Below are 18611 nucleotides of genomic sequence, written 5' to 3'. Positions count from 1 at the left end.
TCGCGGGTGATCGCGGCTGAAGCCGCTCCTACAGAGGTCGTGTCAAAGCGTTCAGGCCTTGCCGAACACCTCGCCCAGGTGCTGCTCATACGCCGCCAGCGCCGCCGGCACATCCGGGCGCTTCATCACATCCACCGCCAGGAAGGTCGGCAGCCCGCTCATACCGAGGAACTGGTTGGCCTTGTGGAACGGGAAATACACCGCATCCACGCCTTTGCCTTCGAAGAAATCACTGGGGTCGTCGAACGCCTGCTGCGGCGCGTTCCAGGTCAGCGACAACATGTACTGCTTGCCCTGCACCAGGCCACCGCTGCCGTACTTCTGCGAGGCATCGGAACGGGTCCGGCCATCGCTGGCATACAGGCTGCCATGCCCGGCGGTGAACACCTCGTCGACATACTTCTTCACGGTCCACGGCGCGCCCATCCACCAGCCCGGCATCTGGTAGATCACCACATCGGCCCAGAGGAATTTCTCGACTTCTTCCTGGAGGTCGTAACCACCGTCGATGAAGGTCTGTTTCACATCGAAGCCAGCGCGGTCCAGATGGGCCAGGGCGGCGTCGTGCAGGGTCTGGTTCAGGCGACCGTCGGAATGGGCGAACTGTTTGCCACCGTTGAGCAGGAGGATCTTTTTCATCACGGGCCTCGAAAGTATCGGTATCGATCCGAGGCGGGGGTGCCTGCCGACCGAGTCATTTGGAATGGCGGCAGGTTAAGGAGACACAAGCAGGGGAAAAAGCGGCGTGAGGTCAAAATACATTTGCCTCATAGTCACGAATGATAAACATATTGTTGATTTAGAATGCCTTCATCCCGTCATCCATAGAGGCAAACCCAATGAGCGAGCCGTACGCCTTCATCCTCAAAGCCAAGACCCATCCGGAAAAAGCCGAAGCCTTCGAGCAGTTGTTCCGTGCCTACGTCGAGCCCAGCCGCCTGGAGCCGGGCTGCATCGAGTACCACATGCTGCGCGACAAGGAAGACCCGAGCCTGTTCGTGTTCTTCGAGGTCTGGGCCAGCAAGGCCGACCTGGACGTGCACTCGGCGCTGCCGCACATGGTCGCGTTCGGCGAGAAACGCATGGAGTTTCTGGAGCGCGATTTCGATATCCAACTGATCGACATGCTCAGCGCCTCGTCGGCCAGCCGCTGAATCGGCAACGACGAAGGGGCCACGTGGTGGCCCCTCATGCTCAATGCGCCACGGCCAGCTCGCGCAGCGCCGCCGAGGCGAGAAAGCCCGAACGCGAGGCGTAGCGATGGTCACGCTTGACCTTCTCGTCGATCCGCTGCAGCAGGTTCTCCGGCAGCGTCGCGTTGAAGCGTACCGCCTTGCCCAGGTACGGGGTGACGTCGAACTCCACCACCGCCCAGACGCCGCCAGCGTAGTCGGGGTTGGCCACATGCACGTCCACTTCCTGGGCCTGGGGCAGCGCCTCGCCATCGGCCACCAGCCCTTCGAAATGCAGCGCCAGGGCCTCCTGGACGTTGTCCAGCGCCTGGGAAACGCTGGCACCGGCGGAGAAGCAGCCAGGCACGTCGGGCACGATCACGCCGTAATCCGAGTCCTCGTCCTTGTGCAGCACAACTGGAAATTTCATGGTTTGTCTCCATTGATCTTCGGGGTGACAGATCACCCTGGATAGCATCATCGGCCTCATTTCAGGCCCGCCTGTTTAAGGATGCTGTGGGCGGTGCCCCTGGGCAGGTCGCTCTTGGGATGTGGCACCGTGACGCGCCCCCGCTTGAACGGGTGCCTGAACTGATGATGGCTGCCCTTCACCTCGACTTCGTACCAGCCATCGGCCTCGATGAGCTGAATCACGTCCCTGCTGCGCATTCGGCATTCCTTTGGCAGGCGATGTGTAGCGTACACATCGGCATGGGTAAAAACAAAGCCAAATACACACCATGCACACCGCAACCGACAAGCGGCGCATTCCTTCAGCCACGCGAGCCTTGTCTGGTTCACAAGTAGGCGATTTGCAGCTTGCCCCCGGCCAGCCCGATTCCCCACAATCTGCGCCATGCCGCACCATGACAGGGAGTTTCACGTGCCATCGATCTACCAGCTCAAACCTCGCTTCCAGGCACTGCTGCGCCCTTCGGTCCAGCGCCTGTATGACCGTGGTATCACGGCCAACCAGGTCACCGTCAGCGCTGCCGTCGTCTCCGTCCTGCTGGGCCTGCTGCTGGCCAAATTGCCCCACCTGACCTGGCTGTTCATCCTCGTGCCGATCTGGATGCTGCTGCGCATGGCGCTCAACGCGGTGGACGGCATGCTGGCCCGCGAGTTCGGCCAGCAATCGAAACTGGGCGCCTACCTCAACGAACTGTGCGACGTGATCGCCGATGCCGCGCTGTACCTGCCCTTCGCCTTGCTGGCAGGTGTCTCGCCCACTTTGGTGGTACTGGTGGTGCTGTTCGCGGTGATCAGCGAATACGCCGGAGTAATGGGCCCCCTGGCCGGCGCCTCGCGCCGCTATGACGGGCCGATGGGCAAGAGCGATCGAGCGTTCGCCTTCGGCGTACTGGGCACCGGCGTCGCCATCGGCCTGTTGAATGCTGCATGGATCAACGGCCTGCTGCTGGTCATCCTGCTGCTCTCGCTCTATACCCTGTACAACCGGGTTCGCCACGGCCTGATCGAAGCCCGCTGAGCCCTCCGCTGTCGAACAAGGATATTCGCCATGCGCCAAGCGCAATCGCTGCATTTCTCCAGCCATGACGGGGTCGAGCTGCACTACCGTCACTGGCCCGCCACCCGCAACGAACACCAGCCTCGCCGCGCCGTGGTGATGTTCCACCGCGGCCACGAGCACGGCGGGCGCCTGGCGCACCTGGCCGACGAGCTGGACCTGCCCGGTTACGACTTCTTCGCCTGGGACGCCCGCGGCCACGGCCAGTCGCCGGGCGCTCGCGGCGACAGCCCGGGCTTCGCCACCAGCGTGCGCGATGTGCAGACCTTCATCGAGCATATCCAGGCGCAGCACGGCATCGCCGAGCCGGACATGGTGGTGCTGGCGCAAAGTGTCGGCGCCGTGCTGATCGCCACCTGGGCCCACGACTACGCGCCGAGGGTGCGCTGCCTGGTGCTGGCCTCGCCGGCATTCAAGGTCAAGCTCTATGTGCCCTTCGCCCGGCCCGGGCTGAAGCTGCTCAAGGCCTGGCGCGGCAACTTCTTCGTCAACAGCTACGTCAAGCCGCGCCTGCTGACCCACGATCCGGAGCGGGTCATGTCGTATGTGGCCGACCCACTGATCAGCCGCCCCATCTCGGTCACCATGCTGCTGGGCCTGTATGACGCCGCCGACCGCGTGGTGGCCGACGCCCAGGCGATCCAGGTCCCCACGCAACTGCTGATCTCCGGCGCCGACTTCGTGGTCGAGCGCAAGCCCCAGGAGCAGTTCTTCGAGCGCCTGGGCAGTGCGCGCAAAGAGAAACACATCCTCCCCGGCTTCTTCCACGACACCCTCGGCGAGCGCGACCGCGCCCATGCCCTGGCGCGGATCAAGCGCTTTGTCGAACACTGCTTCGATGCCCCGGTGCCCGCGCCTTCGCTGCTCGACGCCGACAAGGCTGGCGCCAGCTGCGCCGAGGCCGAGAGCCTGGCCGCGCCGCTGCCGCGCAACTCGCCACGCGATCTCTACTGGCGCGCCACCCGCGCCAGCCTGCGGCTGGGCAAGGGCCTTTCCGAGGGCGTGAAGCTGGGCTTCGACACCGGCTTCGACTCCGGCTCCACCCTCGATTATGTCTACCGCAACCAAGCGACCGGCAAAGGGCGGATCGGCGAATTGATCGACCGCAACTACCTCGACGCCATTGGCTGGCGCGGCATCCGCCAGCGCAAGCTGAACGTCGAAGAACTGCTGCGCCTGGCCATCGCCAGGCTGCGTGAGCTACACCGCCCGGTGCGCATCGTCGACATCGCCGCCGGCCATGGCCGCTACATCCTCGAAGCGCTGCAAGGCCTGCAGCAACTGCCCGAGTCGATCCTGCTGCGCGACTACAGCGAGCTGAACGTGCAACAGGGCAGCGCGCTGATCAACGAAAAGGGCCTGGGCGACATCGCCCAGTTCATCCAGGGTGATGCCTTCGACCGCCAAAGCCTGGCCAGCCTCGACCCGCGCCCTACCCTGGCGGTGGTCTCGGGCTTGTATGAGCTGTTCCCCAGCAATGAAATGGTAGGCAACTCGCTGGCGGGCCTGGCCGATGCCGTCGAGGACGGCGGCTACCTGGTCTACACCGGCCAGCCCTGGCACCCGCAGTTGGAGATGATCGCTCGTGCCCTGACCAGCCACCGCGGCGGTGAGGCCTGGGTGATGCGCCGGCGCAGCCAGGCGGAGATGGACCAGTTGGTGGAAGCGGCCGGATTCCGCAAGATCGCCCAGCGCATCGACGAATGGGGCATCTTCAGCGTCAGCCTGGCGCAGCGGGTGCGTTGATGGCGCGTGAAGCGGGGCTGGTTCGCCGGGGCGTGCTCTGGCTGTTGCTGCTCGGGCCGTTCTTTTTCCTCAGCTACGGCCTGACCAACACCTACACCGCAGGCCGTGATGACATCGGCAGCCTGGTGTTCGCCTGGGAACGGCACATGCCGCTGTGGCCGTGGACGATCATCCCGTACTGGTCAATCGACCTGCTCTACGGGTTGTCGTTCCTGCTGCCGCTGACACGCCGGGAGATGGACCGCCATGCCCTGGCCCTGCTCACCGCGCAGTTCATCAGCGTCGCTTGCTTCCTGCTCTGGCCGCTGCGCTTCACCTTCGAGCGCCCCGAGCTGTCGGGGCTGTTCGGCTGGTTGTTCGATGTGCTGATGGGCTTCGACAAGCCCTACAACCAGGCGCCGTCGCTGCATATCGCGTTGCTGGTGATCATCTGGACGATGTTTGCCCGGCATACCCAGCAGCGTCTGTGGCGCTGGCTGGTGCATGGCTGGATGGGGTTGATCGGCCTGTCGGTGCTGACCACCTGGCAGCATCATTTCATCGATGTGCCGACTGGGGCACTGGCCGGTTTCGTCTGTCTGTGGTTGTGGCCACGGCAGGGGGCTTTACCTTGGCAGACAGCCCGATTTGCGCGTGCCCCCAAACGTTGGCGGCTGGCACTGCGCTACGCGCTGGGGGCCATGCTGCTCGCGGTGATCGCATTCAAGCTCGGACATGCGGCATTGTGGTTGCTGTGGCCTGCCGTGTCGCTGCTGCTGGTGGGGCTGAACTATGCCGTAGTCGGGGCAGGTGGTTTCCAGAAAGGCGCGGATGGCCGACTGTCCATTGCCGCGACCTGCTTGCTGGCACCCTACCTGCTGGCCGCCTGGGCCAATTCGCGGCTGTGGACATGGCGGCATCCCCAGCCGGACGAAGTGTGTGATGGCGTGCACCTCGGGCGCCTGCCTGGGCGCAGCGATGCTTCATCATTCGCCGGCATTGTCGATTTATGCGCTGAGCTCCCCGGCCCATTCGCCGGCAAGCCGGCGCCTACACAGAGCGCGTCGCCACGGCGTTACCACAACCTGCCAACACTCGACTTGGTCGCCCCCAGCAGCCAACTGCTGCAGCAAGCAGCCAAGGCCATCGAAGACCTGCGCCAGCAAGGCCCTCTGCTGGTCTGCTGCGCCCTGGGGTATTCACGCAGCGCCAGCGCGGTGGCCGCCTGGCTGGTGCTCAGCGGTCGCTGCAACGATGTTGATGAGGCCGAAACGCTGATCCGCAAGGCCCGCCCCGGCGTAGTCTTTCACCCGGCCCATCGCCTCGCCCTGCAACAGTTGGAAGCGCACCCATGAACCTGTTCGTCGTCGCCAGCCTGCTCGCTCGCGGGCGCCAACTGGAACGCCTGTCGGATGGCATCACCCTGTTGGCCCTGGCCTGTAGCCTCGCACCGTTGCTGGGCATGCCGCTGCCTGTGCTGTCCAGCGTGCTCTGCGCGGCATTGCTGGTGATCGGCCTGGCTCACAAGTACTGGGCCATCCGTGTCGCCCTGGATGCCGAGCTGTTCGCCCGTCTAGGCGCCAGCAGCGACCTGCCCGCCGCCACCCAGGCCCTGGACCACGCGCTGTTCGACCTGCGCCTGAAACCCACCGCCAGCGACACCCGCGACTGGCCGGCCCGCAGCCAGGGCGCCCTGGCCCTGCTGCGGCGCCAGGCCCTGTGCCTCGCGGTACAGGTCGTACTCGCTCTCGTTCTCCCCTTCACCGGATAAGACCGCCGCCATGCTCGCCAGCCTGACCGCCTTCGTCATCACCTCCGCCGCCCGCCTGATCACCGGCGCCCGCGCCCTGTGGCTGGGCTGCACGCCGCAACCGGTGCAACGCCTGTACTTCGCCAACCACAGCAGCCACGGCGACTTCGTGCTGCTCTGGGCGGCATTGCCCGAGGCTTTGCGCCGTCACACCCGCCCTGTGGCCGGCGCCGACTACTGGTGCAAGCCGGGCATCCGCGACTTCCTCATCCGCCAGGTGTTCAATGGCGTGCTGATCGACCGCCAGCGCCCGGCCGGCGAGGGCAACCCGCTGCAACCGGTGCTCGATGCCTTCGCCCAGGGTGACTCGCTGATTTTCTTCCCCGAAGGCACGCGCAACCTCACCGACGACCCGCTGCTACCGTTCAAGAGCGGCCTGTTCCACCTGGCCTCGGCCAACCCGCAGGTCGAACTGGTGCCGGTGTGGATCGCCAACCTCAACCGGGTCATGCCCAAGGGCCGTGCCCTGCCGCTACCCCTGCTGTGCACCCTGAGCTTCGGCGAACCGCTGCACCTGCAAGCCGACGAAGACAAGCACGCGTTTCTCGAGCGGGCCCGCCAGGCCCTGCTGAACCTGGCCCCGAAGGAAGCCTGAGATGGACCACAACACCCTGTCGCTGTTCGCCGGCATCGGCGCCCTGCTGCTGCTCGCCAGCCTGATCGGCCGCCTGCTCAAGCGGCGTGCCGGCCCTGCCCCGCACGCGGTGATCGACAACCTCAACGCCCGCATCAACGCCTGGTGGGTGATGGTGCTGGTGATCGGCATCGCCTTCCTGTTCGGCAAGTACGGGGTGATCGTGCTGTTCTACGGCGTGTCGTTCTATGCCCTGCGCGAGTTCATGACCCTCACCCCCACCCGGCGCAGCGACTACCCGGCGCTGGTGGCGGCGTTCTATGTGGCGCTGCCGGTGCAGTACCTGCTGATCGCCGTGGACTGGTACGGGATGTTCAGCATCTTCATCCCGGTGTACCTGTTCCTGTTGCTGCCGATCCTCGCCAGCTTCGGCGGCGACACCACGCGCTTCCTCGAACGCGCCTCGAAGGTGCAGTGGGGCTTGATGATCGCGGTGTACTGCGTGTCGTCGGTGCCCGCGCTGATGACCCTGGATATCCCTGGCTACGAAGGCCGTAACCTGCTGCTGATCGCCTGGCTGATCCTCGTGGTGCAGATCAGCGACGTGCTGCAGTACGTGTGCGGCAAGCTGTTCGGCAAGCGCAAGGTGGCGCCCAACCTGTCGCCGTCGAAGACCGTCGAGGGGCTGGCCGGTGGCGTGGCCCTGGCCACGCTGGTCGGCGCGCTGCTGTGCTGGATCACCCCGTTCACCTTCTGGCAGGCGGCGCTGATGGCGCTGACCGTCAATGCCATGGGCTTCTTCGGTGGGCTGGTGATGTCGGCGATCAAGCGCGACCGCGGAGTGAAGGATTGGGGCCACATGATCGAAGGCCACGGCGGCATGCTCGACCGCATGGATTCGGTGTGCTTCGCCGCGCCGGTGTTCTTCCACTTTGTGCGTTACTGGTGGGCGTAGGGCTGCGCGACCTCTGTAGGAGCGGCTTCAGCCGCGATCACCCGCAAAGCGGGTGCCAGGCACCGCGTTGCCTGCATCGCGGCTGAAGCCGCTCCTACACCCTGCGTGACAAGAGACCCTGCCATAGCGCGGGCAGACAGCTGGACGTCGAGCCCAGGCAACTGCACGGGCGGCGATGCCCCTATGGTGATGCCTCACCTCACCCGCTGCCTGGAGCCACGCCATGTCCGATTTCATCACCGTCCTGCGCGAAACCTGCCCCACCCCCGTCGTCGACGCCACCAAGTGGAAGCGCATCGGCGGCGACCCGCACACCGTCAACCTCAACGCCTACCTGTCCGCCGACGGCAGCAAGATCATGGGCACCTGGATCTGCACGCCGGGCACGTTCGAGGTCCACTACGAGAAGTGGGAGTACTGCCACTTCCTCGACGGGTACTGCATCGTCACCCCCGAAGGCGAAGCGCCCAAGCATCTGAAAGCGGGTGATGTGTTCGTGATCGAACCTGGCATGAAAGGCACCTGGGAAGTGGTGGAGACGGTGCGCAAGTATTTCGTGTTCGCCTGACCGCTCGCATAAGCGTTGCCAGCACCGGCGACACAGCCAAGGCCAAACAACCCCACCTGGTAGAAGTTCCTTTACCCAACAGAAGTGGGGTTGCACGAGCGTCGACACTTTCGCGGGCAGATTCATTCGACTACATCGAGCGGTCCCTTGCCCCATGCATGCACCCTGGAATGGGCCGTAGGGCCGAACAGCAAGATCTGAAGTCTCCAGCCCTTTCCAAACTGTCCGTGGAGGTGGGCTAGACCCCGTCATCAAACGCTGGCAAAAGTAACTCCATCACGGCTTCCTTCAGGAAGACATGCCCACTCCCTCCAGTCGGCGTCACGAACTTGACTCTCAGCTTCGAGGTGTGTTCAGGCACATCCATTATTCTTTTGGCATCCAACCTGTGCCAGGTCACATCCGTCCCGGAAGGGCCCAATGGCTCGTCAAAAATCCTGGCTCCATCGCTCCCGTCATCCTCAATCAAGAACACAGCGAGCCGGCATCCGAGTAACCGTTCGTGGCTGTACAGGCACCCAAGCTTGTATTCAGGGCGCCCCTCACTGAGTGGGTTCGCTGGAACGGGAAGCTCAATGTCCTGCCAGATGTTAGCTTCCGCACGAACCAGGACATAAGTGCTGCCATCAGGTTCCGTGAGGAAGTCGTAATATGTGTTTCTTTTATTACACTTCCAAGGTGTAAGGTGCTGATCTTCATAACCGATGCTACCGACGGGAAACAAATGGCCCAACAGTACTGAATGACTCTTGGTTTCCTCTTCGCTTGAGGCATTCGGCATTAGGCTTGAGCTAATGGACATGGGTATCTCCTGTGTCATGTTTTACAAACCGATAGAAAAGCCAGAAACAACGGTCACTCTCTCAGCGGCCAGGCAAACAACACTCAACTCCGCCTGAAGGCCACCGTTTGCGCTTCGGCAACGATCAAGGGAGCTTCAAATACTTTTCGACCAGTTCATTGACGTCCGATTCGAAGCCCGCCCCGCCAGGCAAGGCCAGGTAACGGACCTCCAGGATGATGTCGCTGAGACTATTGATCAGCTCTTCTTGCGCTGCATGACGAGGGAACTTCAGGTGCCAATCGGACACCGCGCCCGTGCCTTCGAATGGCAGATAACGATCATCCGTCTCGGCGGCGGTCACCAGGCCGATGTCCTGGCTGGCCGAAGACAGGCAGACCTGCTGCCGCGCACGCAAGCTCATCATCACGTAGCGCCCGTCGCCCGCATCATCGCTCTCCTGCACTTCAGGCGTCAGGAACAACACGGCCTCGCGATCGGGTTGGGTCACCAACCGGCTAAGGGTCTGGGTCAAGGTTGCGCGGATGTTCTGGTAGGGGCCCAGCAGAGCAGGCAGTGTCAACGCCACACTGTGCAGACGACGCAGGTAGTGCCCCGGGTAATCCTGGTCGTACAGCATTTCCGACAGGCTGAATTTCAGTTCGCCATTGTCTGCCAGCGCCTCGAGCACCTTCTCCCAGTTTTCGAGCACTTCGCCGCCCGCGTCGAAGACCAGCTTCTGGCCCAGCAATGCCTGCAGCGACACCGTTTTGCGAAGCTCCAGGTGCCGCTCATGCCTCAGCAGTGCCTCCGTCTCCAACCGATGCAGGTCAAGCCGCAACTCGCCACCGGCATTCAGGCCGTAACGGTCCGCCTGCCAGATAGGCGTGCGGATGATCTGCCTGTCGTAGTTGCCCGTCTCGAACTGCCAGCAGGCCTGGGCACTGTTGCACAGGCTGACCGCCACATCGAACAAGGTCGCGTGCCAGGTGGTGGCCTGGGAGCGCAGCCATCGATAGAGCGACACGCTGGTGGATTTGTTCTGGTAGTACGCATACAACTGCTGCGAGTGCGCCAGGGCCTTGCGGCTGTGCGCCAGCGAGGCCTGGGCGGCCAGCGTCGTATGCTTTTGCGCTTCGAGTTGCTTGTCGATGACGTCCAGCTCCTTGCCGGCCAGCTTGGCTTGCAACTGCCATTCCTGGCGGCGGCGGCGGTAGCCTTCCGTTTCTCGCAACACATCGGCTGAGATCACCAAGGCACCTGCAGCGATTTCCGCGATCATTCCCGTCGCATTCAACGCACCTTCATACTTCTGGCCACCGTTGGCCATCCCAAAGACATTGGGCGCCAGGGAAGCCAGCTGGGCGGCAGCATAGACAGCGCTCAAGCCCGTGGATATTCCACGTCCCAGGGCACTGTTTGCTATCGCCGCCGTTTCCCCTGGCGATAGATTATCTTCGTACAAGCGCTGGTAGTGGTCCCGCCGCAACACCGTAGCGGCACGCTGGCCCATCAACACGCCCTCGTTCTTCTGTTGCTGGCTGAGCAACTGCTCCTGAATACCGATGGTGTAACCCGCGATTTCCGCAGCCTGCTGGTACTGCATCGCTTCCAGTTCGGTACGTTCTTCCAGCTCCAGGAAGCTGCGCAACTGCTCGCCGTACTGGATCAGCGCGGTCACCGTTTCCTGGGCCTTGGCCACCAGGGTGCGGAATCGGTAAGGCGGTACCACGGTGCGATAGCCCAGCAGGTGAGCCAGGTTGGCATTGCCGCCCATGCGCGCCATCAGCAGGTCGAACGGGTTCGCCGCTGGTGCATACAGCGGCAGCTCCATCGGATAGCCCTCGATGCTCAGGAAGTGGCGCAGGTTATAGAAGCGCTGCGCCAGAAGCTCCCAGGTATCCAGCAATGCTCGGTTAGCCGGCAAACGAAAGGCCGGATGCGCCGCTGCACCGGCCCAGAAGAATGTGGACAATTGCTTGGGCAGGTTCTCCGGCTTGACGGCGTGAGCGTGGTGCTCCAACAGCTCGCCGCCGTCCGACATAGCCAGCAGCTCGGACACGGTTCGTGGAGCCCAGGTATCGATCGAACGTGCGTCCGGCGCCTCGCCCATCAGGTCCGCCGCCATTCGGTACAGCAGCCAGGCATTGGCAAGGCTGTCGCGGGTTTGCCGACGGTATTGAAGATCGGCTTCACCGATCAGCAGGCCCACAGACTGCACGAAGACAGCCTTGCGGTAATGCGAAGGGTTGCGCAGCGCAATGGCATGCGGATCGATCAGCTCATGCTCGGGCGCGGCAGCCTCGGTATCGTCCTGCATCAACCATGCGCAGTTCCAATAATCGACCCCACGCGATTCCGTTGGCGCTTGCTTGCTTTGCGGGTTGAAGATCAGCCCCAGCCAGCGGCGGGCCTCTTCGAAGCGCTCCTCCTCCTGCAGACGCGAGGCAATCAGGTGGGGCACATGGAAGAACAGTTCGCGCAAATACATGCCGTTGGCATCGTACACGTTCAGCAATGGGTCTTCGGCTGACCGGCGCCAGACCTGATACACGCCGCCGCTACCCTCAGGGTCGTAGTCCGGCTCCTGCAGATGCTGCGCATCCCAGCTGAATACCGCCTGGGGGGTGACCTGGGCACGATTGATCAGGTCCGGGACCTGCTGGGAGTTCAAGCGTGCGGCCAGTGGCGAGCCTGAACCATGGATGAACTTGAGGACCAGGAAGTCAGTACCGTCTACCTGTTGATGAATGTGCGGCATCGTATCCAGGTCAAGGGTGGAAATGGATGATCGCTTCAGCGTGAACGTCGTTACCTTCTGCCCCTTCTGGCCAACCGTAAACTTGACCTCGTCCTTCCCCTCAGGCCAGGCAAGGCTCTCCCAGCTGCTGCTGGCGGCACCGTTGTAAGTGAACGGACCGGTCCACAATGGGGTGGGGGTGTCCACGACCTTCAATTCCATGTCATCCACGGTTGTGATCACAGGGAGCACAATGATGACGTTACTCCCGTCCACCAGCACCGACGGCACTTTGCTTCCATCGACACTGACAGTGAACCCTGCACCTTCACGGACTTCCGTGGCTTTATAGCCCGTTAGCGCGCTTATCAGCTTTTCTGACGCCTCGATCTCTTTCGTTGCCTCATGCCATCCATAAGATGTCTCTTTGAAGTCGCCTTTGGACAGCGTAATTGAGGAGATCGCCGAGTGCCCCAGTGCAAGCGTGTTAAAGTCAGGCGCTCCGGACGTCAAACAGCGAAGTTCAAGTTTTCCCGAAGCAGTGGAGCGCACCTGAACCTGGCCTAAACTACTTCCCAGTGTGATCAGACCAGCACCGAGACTCACCGCGTATATCAGATAGTACTTACGCACTTCGGTAGAGCGGGCACGCACGTACAGCTCGTACTTGCCTTTGCCCTGCTGCTGCAGAAGGACATCAAGATCCAGATGGGGATCGACGCCGTCCGATTCGACACTCTGCACCTGGAAGTCACTGGAGCTCACGCGCCGCTGGAAGTTCAACTTACCTGGTTCGTCGCTAAAGTGTTTAAACAGCACGCCCATGAGACCGTCGTTCTCAGTCCCACTCTCGGGAGGGAAGTCCACATCAGCCACCGCACGCTTCAGCACATCGCGCTGCACAATATAATGTTTTTCATATTTGCCATCGTCATGGGTGGCAAGTGCAACGTACAACTGGTCATCACTACCCTGTGCACGCCCTAATGCAAGCACCAATAATCTGTAAGGTGTCGGGTCAAACACTGCCCCATCAATATCCTCGCTCCAGAGGAGTTCCGGAGCCGACCACTGCTTATCCAGCCCCAGATAGATGATCTCGAGCTTCAGCGTGTAGCGCTCCTGCTCGGTTCCGTCAGCGAGTTGTACCGTGACTGGCGCCCCATAGTGCAACCAGACCATATGCAGGCGCCCGCAGAACAGCACCAGCCGGCCATGGAGCAGCGTACTCCCTGCCGGCAGGGTGATCGGCTGCCATTCCGTCCAGGCGTCGGGCTGGATATAGGTGGAGGCTTGGTCCAGGCGCACATCGACCTGCCGCCAGTAGTACTGGGGAGGTGAAGCCGTGTCCTTGCCCAGCAGGTAGTAATTCGAATTGGCGAAGTTGAAGCCGTCGAACCGTTCGCTGTCCAGATTATCCTCGCGGTAATCGATGTAACCGGACTGCACCCGGATGCTGTTCTGGTGCTCATAGTGCTTGAGGTAAGTCAGCAATGCATTCTGCACGGCGGCATCGGTAATCCGCCCCTGGCTCAGGTCGTTTTCCAGGGTCTTGAACAGCGTTGTCTTGTCCAGCCGCAGGTCGGCGCGGATATAGTTTTCGGGATAATCTTCCAGCATCTGGTACGCCGCCCAGATCGAGTAGTTCGACATGGCCTGCTGCCAGAAGGTCCTCACCTTAGGATCAAAGTCCTCCGGATACCCAGGCTCGAGGTTGTTCAAGATCGAGTTTATATAAGACTGGGTACACGCCAATGCTTCAGCCAGGTAAGACGTCGTCACCTTGGAGGTGACCTGGGTATCCATCATGAAGTAACGGTCCAGGTGCTCGGCCGTGATCATGTTCAGGGCACCCGCCTGCAACGTGTCCGGCAGCACGTGATGCATCACATAGGCACTCAGCGCGTCACGCCACTGTTCCGCCAGGGCGTCGGTCAATTCACTGTTCATAAAGACCTCTTCGAAAGGGGGAGCCAGGTGAAAGACCAGCGGTCAGCCCTGGGAGGGTTTGACGACGACATCACGCTCTATCGCTTTCATCATCTGCTTGCACCAAAGTCCGAACTTCAGCTCCACTTCGTCACGCAGTGCCGTGTTTTCGCAATCGATCGTCCACCTCACCACGCCGGCGACGACAGGATTTTCGGAGCCCAGTGGCGGCGTGAACTTCAATCCCAGTGAGGCGTCCGAATCGCGACCGGAATAGAGAAGCTGCATGGGCAGTTTCACCAACGGATGATCGTCTGGCAGTCGGTAGGTCAGGGTGTACTGCTTCTTGCCCGTTTGCGGCTGGATCAGGATGATCTTGTCGATAATGGGTTCGTCTGGGCCGGCTTCTTCTTTAAGCGTGATTGCCACGTCCAGCGGAACCATGAATTCGACACCTTCGAAGCGGTGGGGCGGCCCGTCATTCACAGTTGCGATAACAGTCCTGGGCCCCGGCGTTGTGCCTCGCAAAGCGAAGCGAGCGATACCCTCTGGCCCGGTAATCATCGGGTAGGTCTCAACCTCCCCGCCCTCGACACTCCAGACGACCGGGTAATTGGCAACGGGTTTGTTATCGGAGCTGGCGACACGGACCGCATACTCGCCAGCGCTGATGCCGTCCGCGATTGGCCACCGCTCGTCACCCTCATAGGTAATGTTGCTGGCATTGGCCAATACGTCGATGGACATCTCTTTTGAGTAGTACGACCTGGGCTCAGGTTCTGCCGTCGTCAGGATTGCAGTCACGGTCAATTCCCCTGCAATGGCGCCCTTCAAGGTAGCCCCTGCCTTGCCTTCATCACCACTCTCAGAATCCGCCACGATTTCGACACTAGGATCAGAGCAGGACCACGTGATCCTCTGAAACTTGAACGGATCGCCGTTCAGGCCAAGTACCGTTGCCTCGAGCTCAATGTCGTCACCCTCAACAGCCCATGACATCAGCACAACCGAGTTGATATAGGCCTTATCCTCGAAGCCCACCTCGAAGACCACGGGATCGCCATTGAGCGGCGCGTACCAGACAGCCACCTCGCCTTTGCCTGCTTCCCGGCTGCGCAGCTCGATGGTGCTCCAGCCCTCTTCGTCCGTCAGCGTTTCCCCAACGGTGGAGTCGAAGTACCCGATCTTGCTGGCCCAGTTCACCAGACGGTCTATACCCACGTTGCCGTAAATATCCTTCAATCTTGCCCTGAACCTGTAAACCCCTTCACCTCCCGCCAACTTGTCGAGGTCCCCTGCCTCCGGCTTGCCTTCGATGATGTCCACTTCCAACGTGGTTTCGTCGCAGTCGATCATGATCGGAGGCGCGATGGCTTGGCTGTCCAGCAGGTAGGTCCCCTTCACATGGGCGACCCCCTGCTGCTCCCCGGCCTGCAGCACCACCTGTGCAACCCCCATCCTGTCGGTGTAGCTGTAGAAGTCGAGCAGCTTGCCGAGGTCGGTGGACCAGGCCACCCGAATATCGGATACCGGTTGGTTGTTCATATCCAGCAAGGTCAGTGACACCGTGGTGGCTTCGGTACCGTCATCTTTTTTTGCAATCAACCGCGATTCGCTCACTTCGCACCGTGAAGACAAGCTCTGGCGCAGTTCCACCTCGTCACGGCGCTGTTCGGGATCACGACGCAAGCTGCTGAGCATCTCTTGCGCGACGCTGCGGTAGGCGTGTGTATCGGAGTAGGCCGTGAGCCGACTGAGCTTCATCAGCGACACAGCGCTCAGCCCGGTGCGTTCGCACAGTTGCCGGGTATTCAACAGGGTGAGCAGTTGCGCCAGATTGCGAATGATGCCATCGGGCGCTACCTCGGCCGCCACGTCGAGCACTTCGCGGATCCCCCACCCCAACCAGGTCGCGACCTTGTCGGCGGCGATATCCTTGATCAGCCGTTGTTCATTGGCGGTCAACTCCCCCTGTGCCTCGATCGCGGCAAAATAGCCCAGCAACTGTGCTTCCGTTTGCCTGGCCGAACGCAGGCAGCGCGTGTAGCGCTCAAGGAAATACAGGGTATGCAAGGTCAGCTCTGTGCTCTTCAGGCTGAAACGCGACCTTTCCGAGCCCTTCAGCACACTGGAGAACAACGCAGGGCTCAAGTCGAACTGGGTGGCAACCTGGGCACATCTCTTCATGCGCAGGAGCAGCGGCATCATTGCTTTCAGGGGCTCGGGCGCGAGGATGTCCGGGTTGAAGCCCACTGCACTCGACATCAGCGAATGCACTGTTCCTTCGGCCCAGTAGATCACCGGGATCACCTTCTCGGCATTGAGCGCCAGCACGTGTGACAAGCGCTCCTGCACTACCCCCCATTGCTGTACCCGAATGCGCAGTACCACCCCCTTGACCAGTGTTTTCAAGCGTTCGACTTCATCGACTGCCAACCCGGGCAACTCGATCCCGTCGCCTGATGAATCGACGATCAGCTGATCGATCACCGCGTTGACTTCCCGTTGGCCGAAGTTCTCGTAGTCGAGATAGTCGAAGTCCCGTGCACTACTACCGGTAGCCCTGATCAGGCCATTTTCATCCACCAGGTTCGTCAGTACATCTTGCCAGCGCTTGCTCACCAACCCGGGGACACCGGCCTCCGCCATGTCCTGATCAAAGTTGCGAAAAGGCAACAGGTCGCCCTTGAGCTCCATGAGCAGGGTCTTGAACTCCTGGGGCACCATGTCCACTGTCTCGATCGGCAGCAGTTGCTGGACCAGCCAGGCGATAGGCAGCTGCTGCTCCTGGCACCAGAGCACGCACTGACAGACGGCATAGGTGACGCTGACGGTGTCTGTCCGCGAGAAGTGCTCATACATGGCGTTTCTGGGGTCACCCGCCAGTTGCAGGGCATAGAGGCCTTCCGGATTCAGCACTTCCAGAAGCGACAACAGTTCGATCGTTGTGATCGAAAGCAGCCTGGCCAACAAGGTAACCCGATAGAACGCACTGAAGGTCGTGATCGAACGTGTCAGTGTTTCGCCTCCTTGCCCCTGCATGATCAGGCGCGACAAGTAGCGAAAGGTTTCCATGTTGATGCCGAGCCCTCGGCATAATTGATCGATGGTGCGTTTGCTCTCGCTGTCTTCGCCACTGAGCTTGAATGCCGTTCCATCGATCACCAGCGGCGTAACGGTATCGCTATTGAACACTCGGTCGAAGTGGCTGCGCTTATCACCGATGGCATACACACCCATATCCGACATCAGCGCGGCGAACGCTTCGGCACTGCAGGAGAAGCGTGCCTGCAAGTACTGGAACAGCCCCAACCCTCTGACGGTGTTGACCGTCATCAACAGCGGCGATTCCTCGGGCTCCCTTCTCCCGAGTTCAGCCAGCACGTGCCTTTCCGCATCGATAATCGCACACACTACCTGGTCCGTTTCCGAGTAGGACAGCTTCAGCGCATGGGCCAGGCGCACCAGGCGGTTGAGCCGGTCACAGCGGGGCTCGGATAAATTCAGGAACCGGTGGTGTTCGGGGGCATCAGGGGCACTTTCGACTGAAACAGGATCTTCTTCGCCACTGTTCAGGAACCGCGCGCCGAACAGGCCAGGGCTGACAGGCAGGCTGGAGCCACCGGCATTCTCTGACAAGGAGGGGGCATGCGCAGACAAGCCGAACAGCGACTCCATCCCATCCTGCGTCAACTCCAGTGCCTGACAGAAGTTCACCACATTCTGCAAGGTCGGGTAGCCTGCGACCCCGAAGTTTATGCGGTAGAAGTTGCTGGCTGTTTCCAATAGACGCGCGGTGTGTTGTTGCTCATTTCCTGCCGGCAAGGCCAGCAACCGGCGAGTCTGCGGGTTGAAACTGACACTTGCGGTCCTGAAAGGTGAAGGCTCCAGGAGAATGGCGCGCAATGCCGGCCCCAGCGAGGAGTTCTGCTGAAGGGCCATGTTCGATATTGTCGAGTGGGCACCTGGCTGAATGAAATAGGGGCTGTCGATATCCGACAGGTGCGTGAAATCGCTGATGTGCAGCTGATTGAACGCCAGTACTGTGCGGATCTGCTCCCAGTGGGTCTCGTAGGGAAAATGCCTGAACGGGTACCGCACGTCGAGCAGCTTGTCCTCGACGGAAGCCAGGTCCTGCGGATGCGCTTTGCGATGGTCGTCGATGGCACGCTCCATGACATGATTGACGATCTCGACCTGGGTCACCTCACGGTTCATGGTTGTTTCGTCGATCGACAGGTCGAACAGGTCGGGGCGCCGAGTCTCCAGACGCAGGACTTTGTCGGCATCACCTTGCCTTTCGATGTGTTCGCGGGCAAAGGTCAGCATGTCGATCAGGTAGGCCGCCGGTGATGTGGTGGCATCCACGGCACCTGGGTGGGTGTGATTGGCCCATGAAGGGTTGAACTGGTTTTCGAAGGTGGGGCCGCTGGTCAGCGCCAGGGGCCCCTTCATTTCATCCGCCGCTCGGCGGATGCCTGTGCTCAGGCGCTTTTCCCGGAACACACGCATCATGGCCGCCGCTGCGACGTCAAGGCGCGCCTTGAGCCGCCTCGCCTCGCTCGCTCGAAGCGGGGGGTAAAGCGCCATCAGCGACGTTGGCGTCTTGCACTGCAAGTCCAGAATCGACGCCTGCAATAAATCCATGTCGGCGAACTTGGCTTTGATTCCAGGTTCGGTATCAAGAATCCTCTCGAACAACGCAACGTGTTTGCGACCTTTGCGTTTGGCCATGTTGCCCCCTTGGCATCCTGGACATGAGCGCACCCGACAACCCACCCGTGGTAGCGCTGTTGTGGTTTACGCCGGATGCTAGGCCTGTGCCGCGA

At 61.5% G+C, this 18611-nt stretch carries 14 protein-coding genes; 8 read left to right on the top strand and 6 right to left on the bottom strand.

All coding sequences use genetic code 11. From position 1 onward, the window contains the following. Positions 1–51: 51 nt before the first annotated feature. Positions 52–639, bottom strand: a complete 588-nt coding sequence (locus P5705_RS11205; protein ID WP_277460918.1) for an NAD(P)H-dependent oxidoreductase — start codon at positions 637–639, stop codon at positions 52–54. A 200-nt stretch (positions 640–839) separates the two neighbouring features. Here P5705_RS11205 and P5705_RS11200 point away from each other — a divergent pair, with 200 nt between their 5' ends. Further along, on the top strand, positions 840–1154 hold the full coding sequence (locus P5705_RS11200) for a putative quinol monooxygenase (protein ID WP_277460917.1): 315 nt from the start codon (positions 840–842) through the stop codon (positions 1152–1154). 40 nt (positions 1155–1194) lie between these two features. Here P5705_RS11200 and P5705_RS11195 read toward each other — a convergent pair whose 3' ends face one another. Both P5705_RS11195 and P5705_RS11190 read right to left on the bottom strand, forming a co-directional pair. Next, entirely contained in the window at positions 1195–1602 is a 408-nt protein-coding gene (locus P5705_RS11195) for a type II toxin-antitoxin system HicB family antitoxin (RefSeq protein ID WP_277460916.1), read from the bottom strand. Positions 1603–1658: 56 nt separating this feature from the next. Beyond that, the gene (locus P5705_RS11190) at positions 1659–1841 is read right to left on the bottom strand and encodes a type II toxin-antitoxin system HicA family toxin (protein ID WP_044487636.1); all 183 of its coding nucleotides are present in this window, start codon (positions 1839–1841) and stop codon (positions 1659–1661) included. Between the two features lie 214 nt (positions 1842–2055). Between P5705_RS11190 and P5705_RS11185 the strand changes: the two genes are divergently transcribed. The 7 genes from P5705_RS11185 (at position 2056) to P5705_RS11155 (ending at position 8332) form a co-directional block, all read left to right on the top strand. After that, the gene (locus P5705_RS11185; RefSeq protein ID WP_277460915.1) at positions 2056–2661 is read left to right on the top strand and encodes a CDP-alcohol phosphatidyltransferase family protein; all 606 of its coding nucleotides are present in this window, start codon (positions 2056–2058) and stop codon (positions 2659–2661) included. Positions 2662–2691: 30 nt separating this feature from the next. Next, positions 2692–4446 carry a bifunctional alpha/beta hydrolase/class I SAM-dependent methyltransferase gene (locus P5705_RS11180; RefSeq protein WP_277460914.1) on the top strand — a complete coding sequence of 585 codons (1755 nt, stop codon included), beginning with the start codon at positions 2692–2694 and terminating at the stop codon, positions 4444–4446. Beyond that, the gene (locus P5705_RS11175) at positions 4446–5780 is read left to right on the top strand and encodes a phosphatase PAP2/dual specificity phosphatase family protein (protein WP_277460913.1); all 1335 of its coding nucleotides are present in this window, start codon (positions 4446–4448) and stop codon (positions 5778–5780) included. Before P5705_RS11180 ends, P5705_RS11175 begins: the two co-directional genes overlap by 1 nt. Then, positions 5777–6196, top strand: coding sequence for a hypothetical protein (locus P5705_RS11170; protein ID WP_277460912.1), 420 nt, complete (start codon positions 5777–5779; stop codon positions 6194–6196). Before P5705_RS11175 ends, P5705_RS11170 begins: the two co-directional genes overlap by 4 nt. Before the next feature lie 10 nt (positions 6197–6206). Continuing rightward, the gene (locus P5705_RS11165; RefSeq protein WP_277460911.1) at positions 6207–6830 is read left to right on the top strand and encodes a lysophospholipid acyltransferase family protein; all 624 of its coding nucleotides are present in this window, start codon (positions 6207–6209) and stop codon (positions 6828–6830) included. Between the two features lies 1 nt (position 6831). Then, positions 6832–7764 carry a phosphatidate cytidylyltransferase gene (locus P5705_RS11160; protein ID WP_277460910.1) on the top strand — a complete coding sequence of 311 codons (933 nt, stop codon included), beginning with the start codon at positions 6832–6834 and terminating at the stop codon, positions 7762–7764. A 223-nt stretch (positions 7765–7987) separates the two neighbouring features. Next, a complete protein-coding gene (locus P5705_RS11155; protein ID WP_213659460.1) occupies positions 7988–8332 on the top strand; it encodes a cupin domain-containing protein in 345 nt (114 codons plus the stop codon). A gap of 238 nt (positions 8333–8570) precedes the next feature. On the opposite strand, the gene P5705_RS11150 is transcribed toward P5705_RS11155, so the two are convergent. The 3 genes from P5705_RS11150 to P5705_RS11140 all read right to left on the bottom strand — a co-directional run bounded on the left by P5705_RS11150 (position 8571) and on the right by P5705_RS11140 (position 18516). Beyond that, complete coding sequence (locus tag P5705_RS11150) at positions 8571–9134, bottom strand: hypothetical protein (RefSeq protein ID WP_277460909.1); 564 nt, start codon at positions 9132–9134, stop codon at positions 8571–8573. Positions 9135–9258: 124 nt separating this feature from the next. Beyond that, on the bottom strand, positions 9259–13803 hold the full coding sequence (locus P5705_RS11145) for a neuraminidase-like domain-containing protein (protein ID WP_277460907.1): 4545 nt from the start codon (positions 13801–13803) through the stop codon (positions 9259–9261). A 42-nt stretch (positions 13804–13845) separates the two neighbouring features. After that, positions 13846–18516, bottom strand: coding sequence for an Ig-like domain-containing protein (locus P5705_RS11140; RefSeq protein WP_277460906.1), 4671 nt, complete (start codon positions 18514–18516; stop codon positions 13846–13848). Positions 18517–18611: the final 95 nt, after the last annotated feature.

Source organism: Pseudomonas entomophila, assembly GCF_029478665.1.
Lineage (GTDB): Bacteria > Pseudomonadota > Gammaproteobacteria > Pseudomonadales > Pseudomonadaceae > Aquipseudomonas > Aquipseudomonas entomophila_F.
The sequence above is the reverse complement of the archived record's forward strand: the minus strand, read 5'-3'. Positions and strand labels throughout refer to the sequence as shown.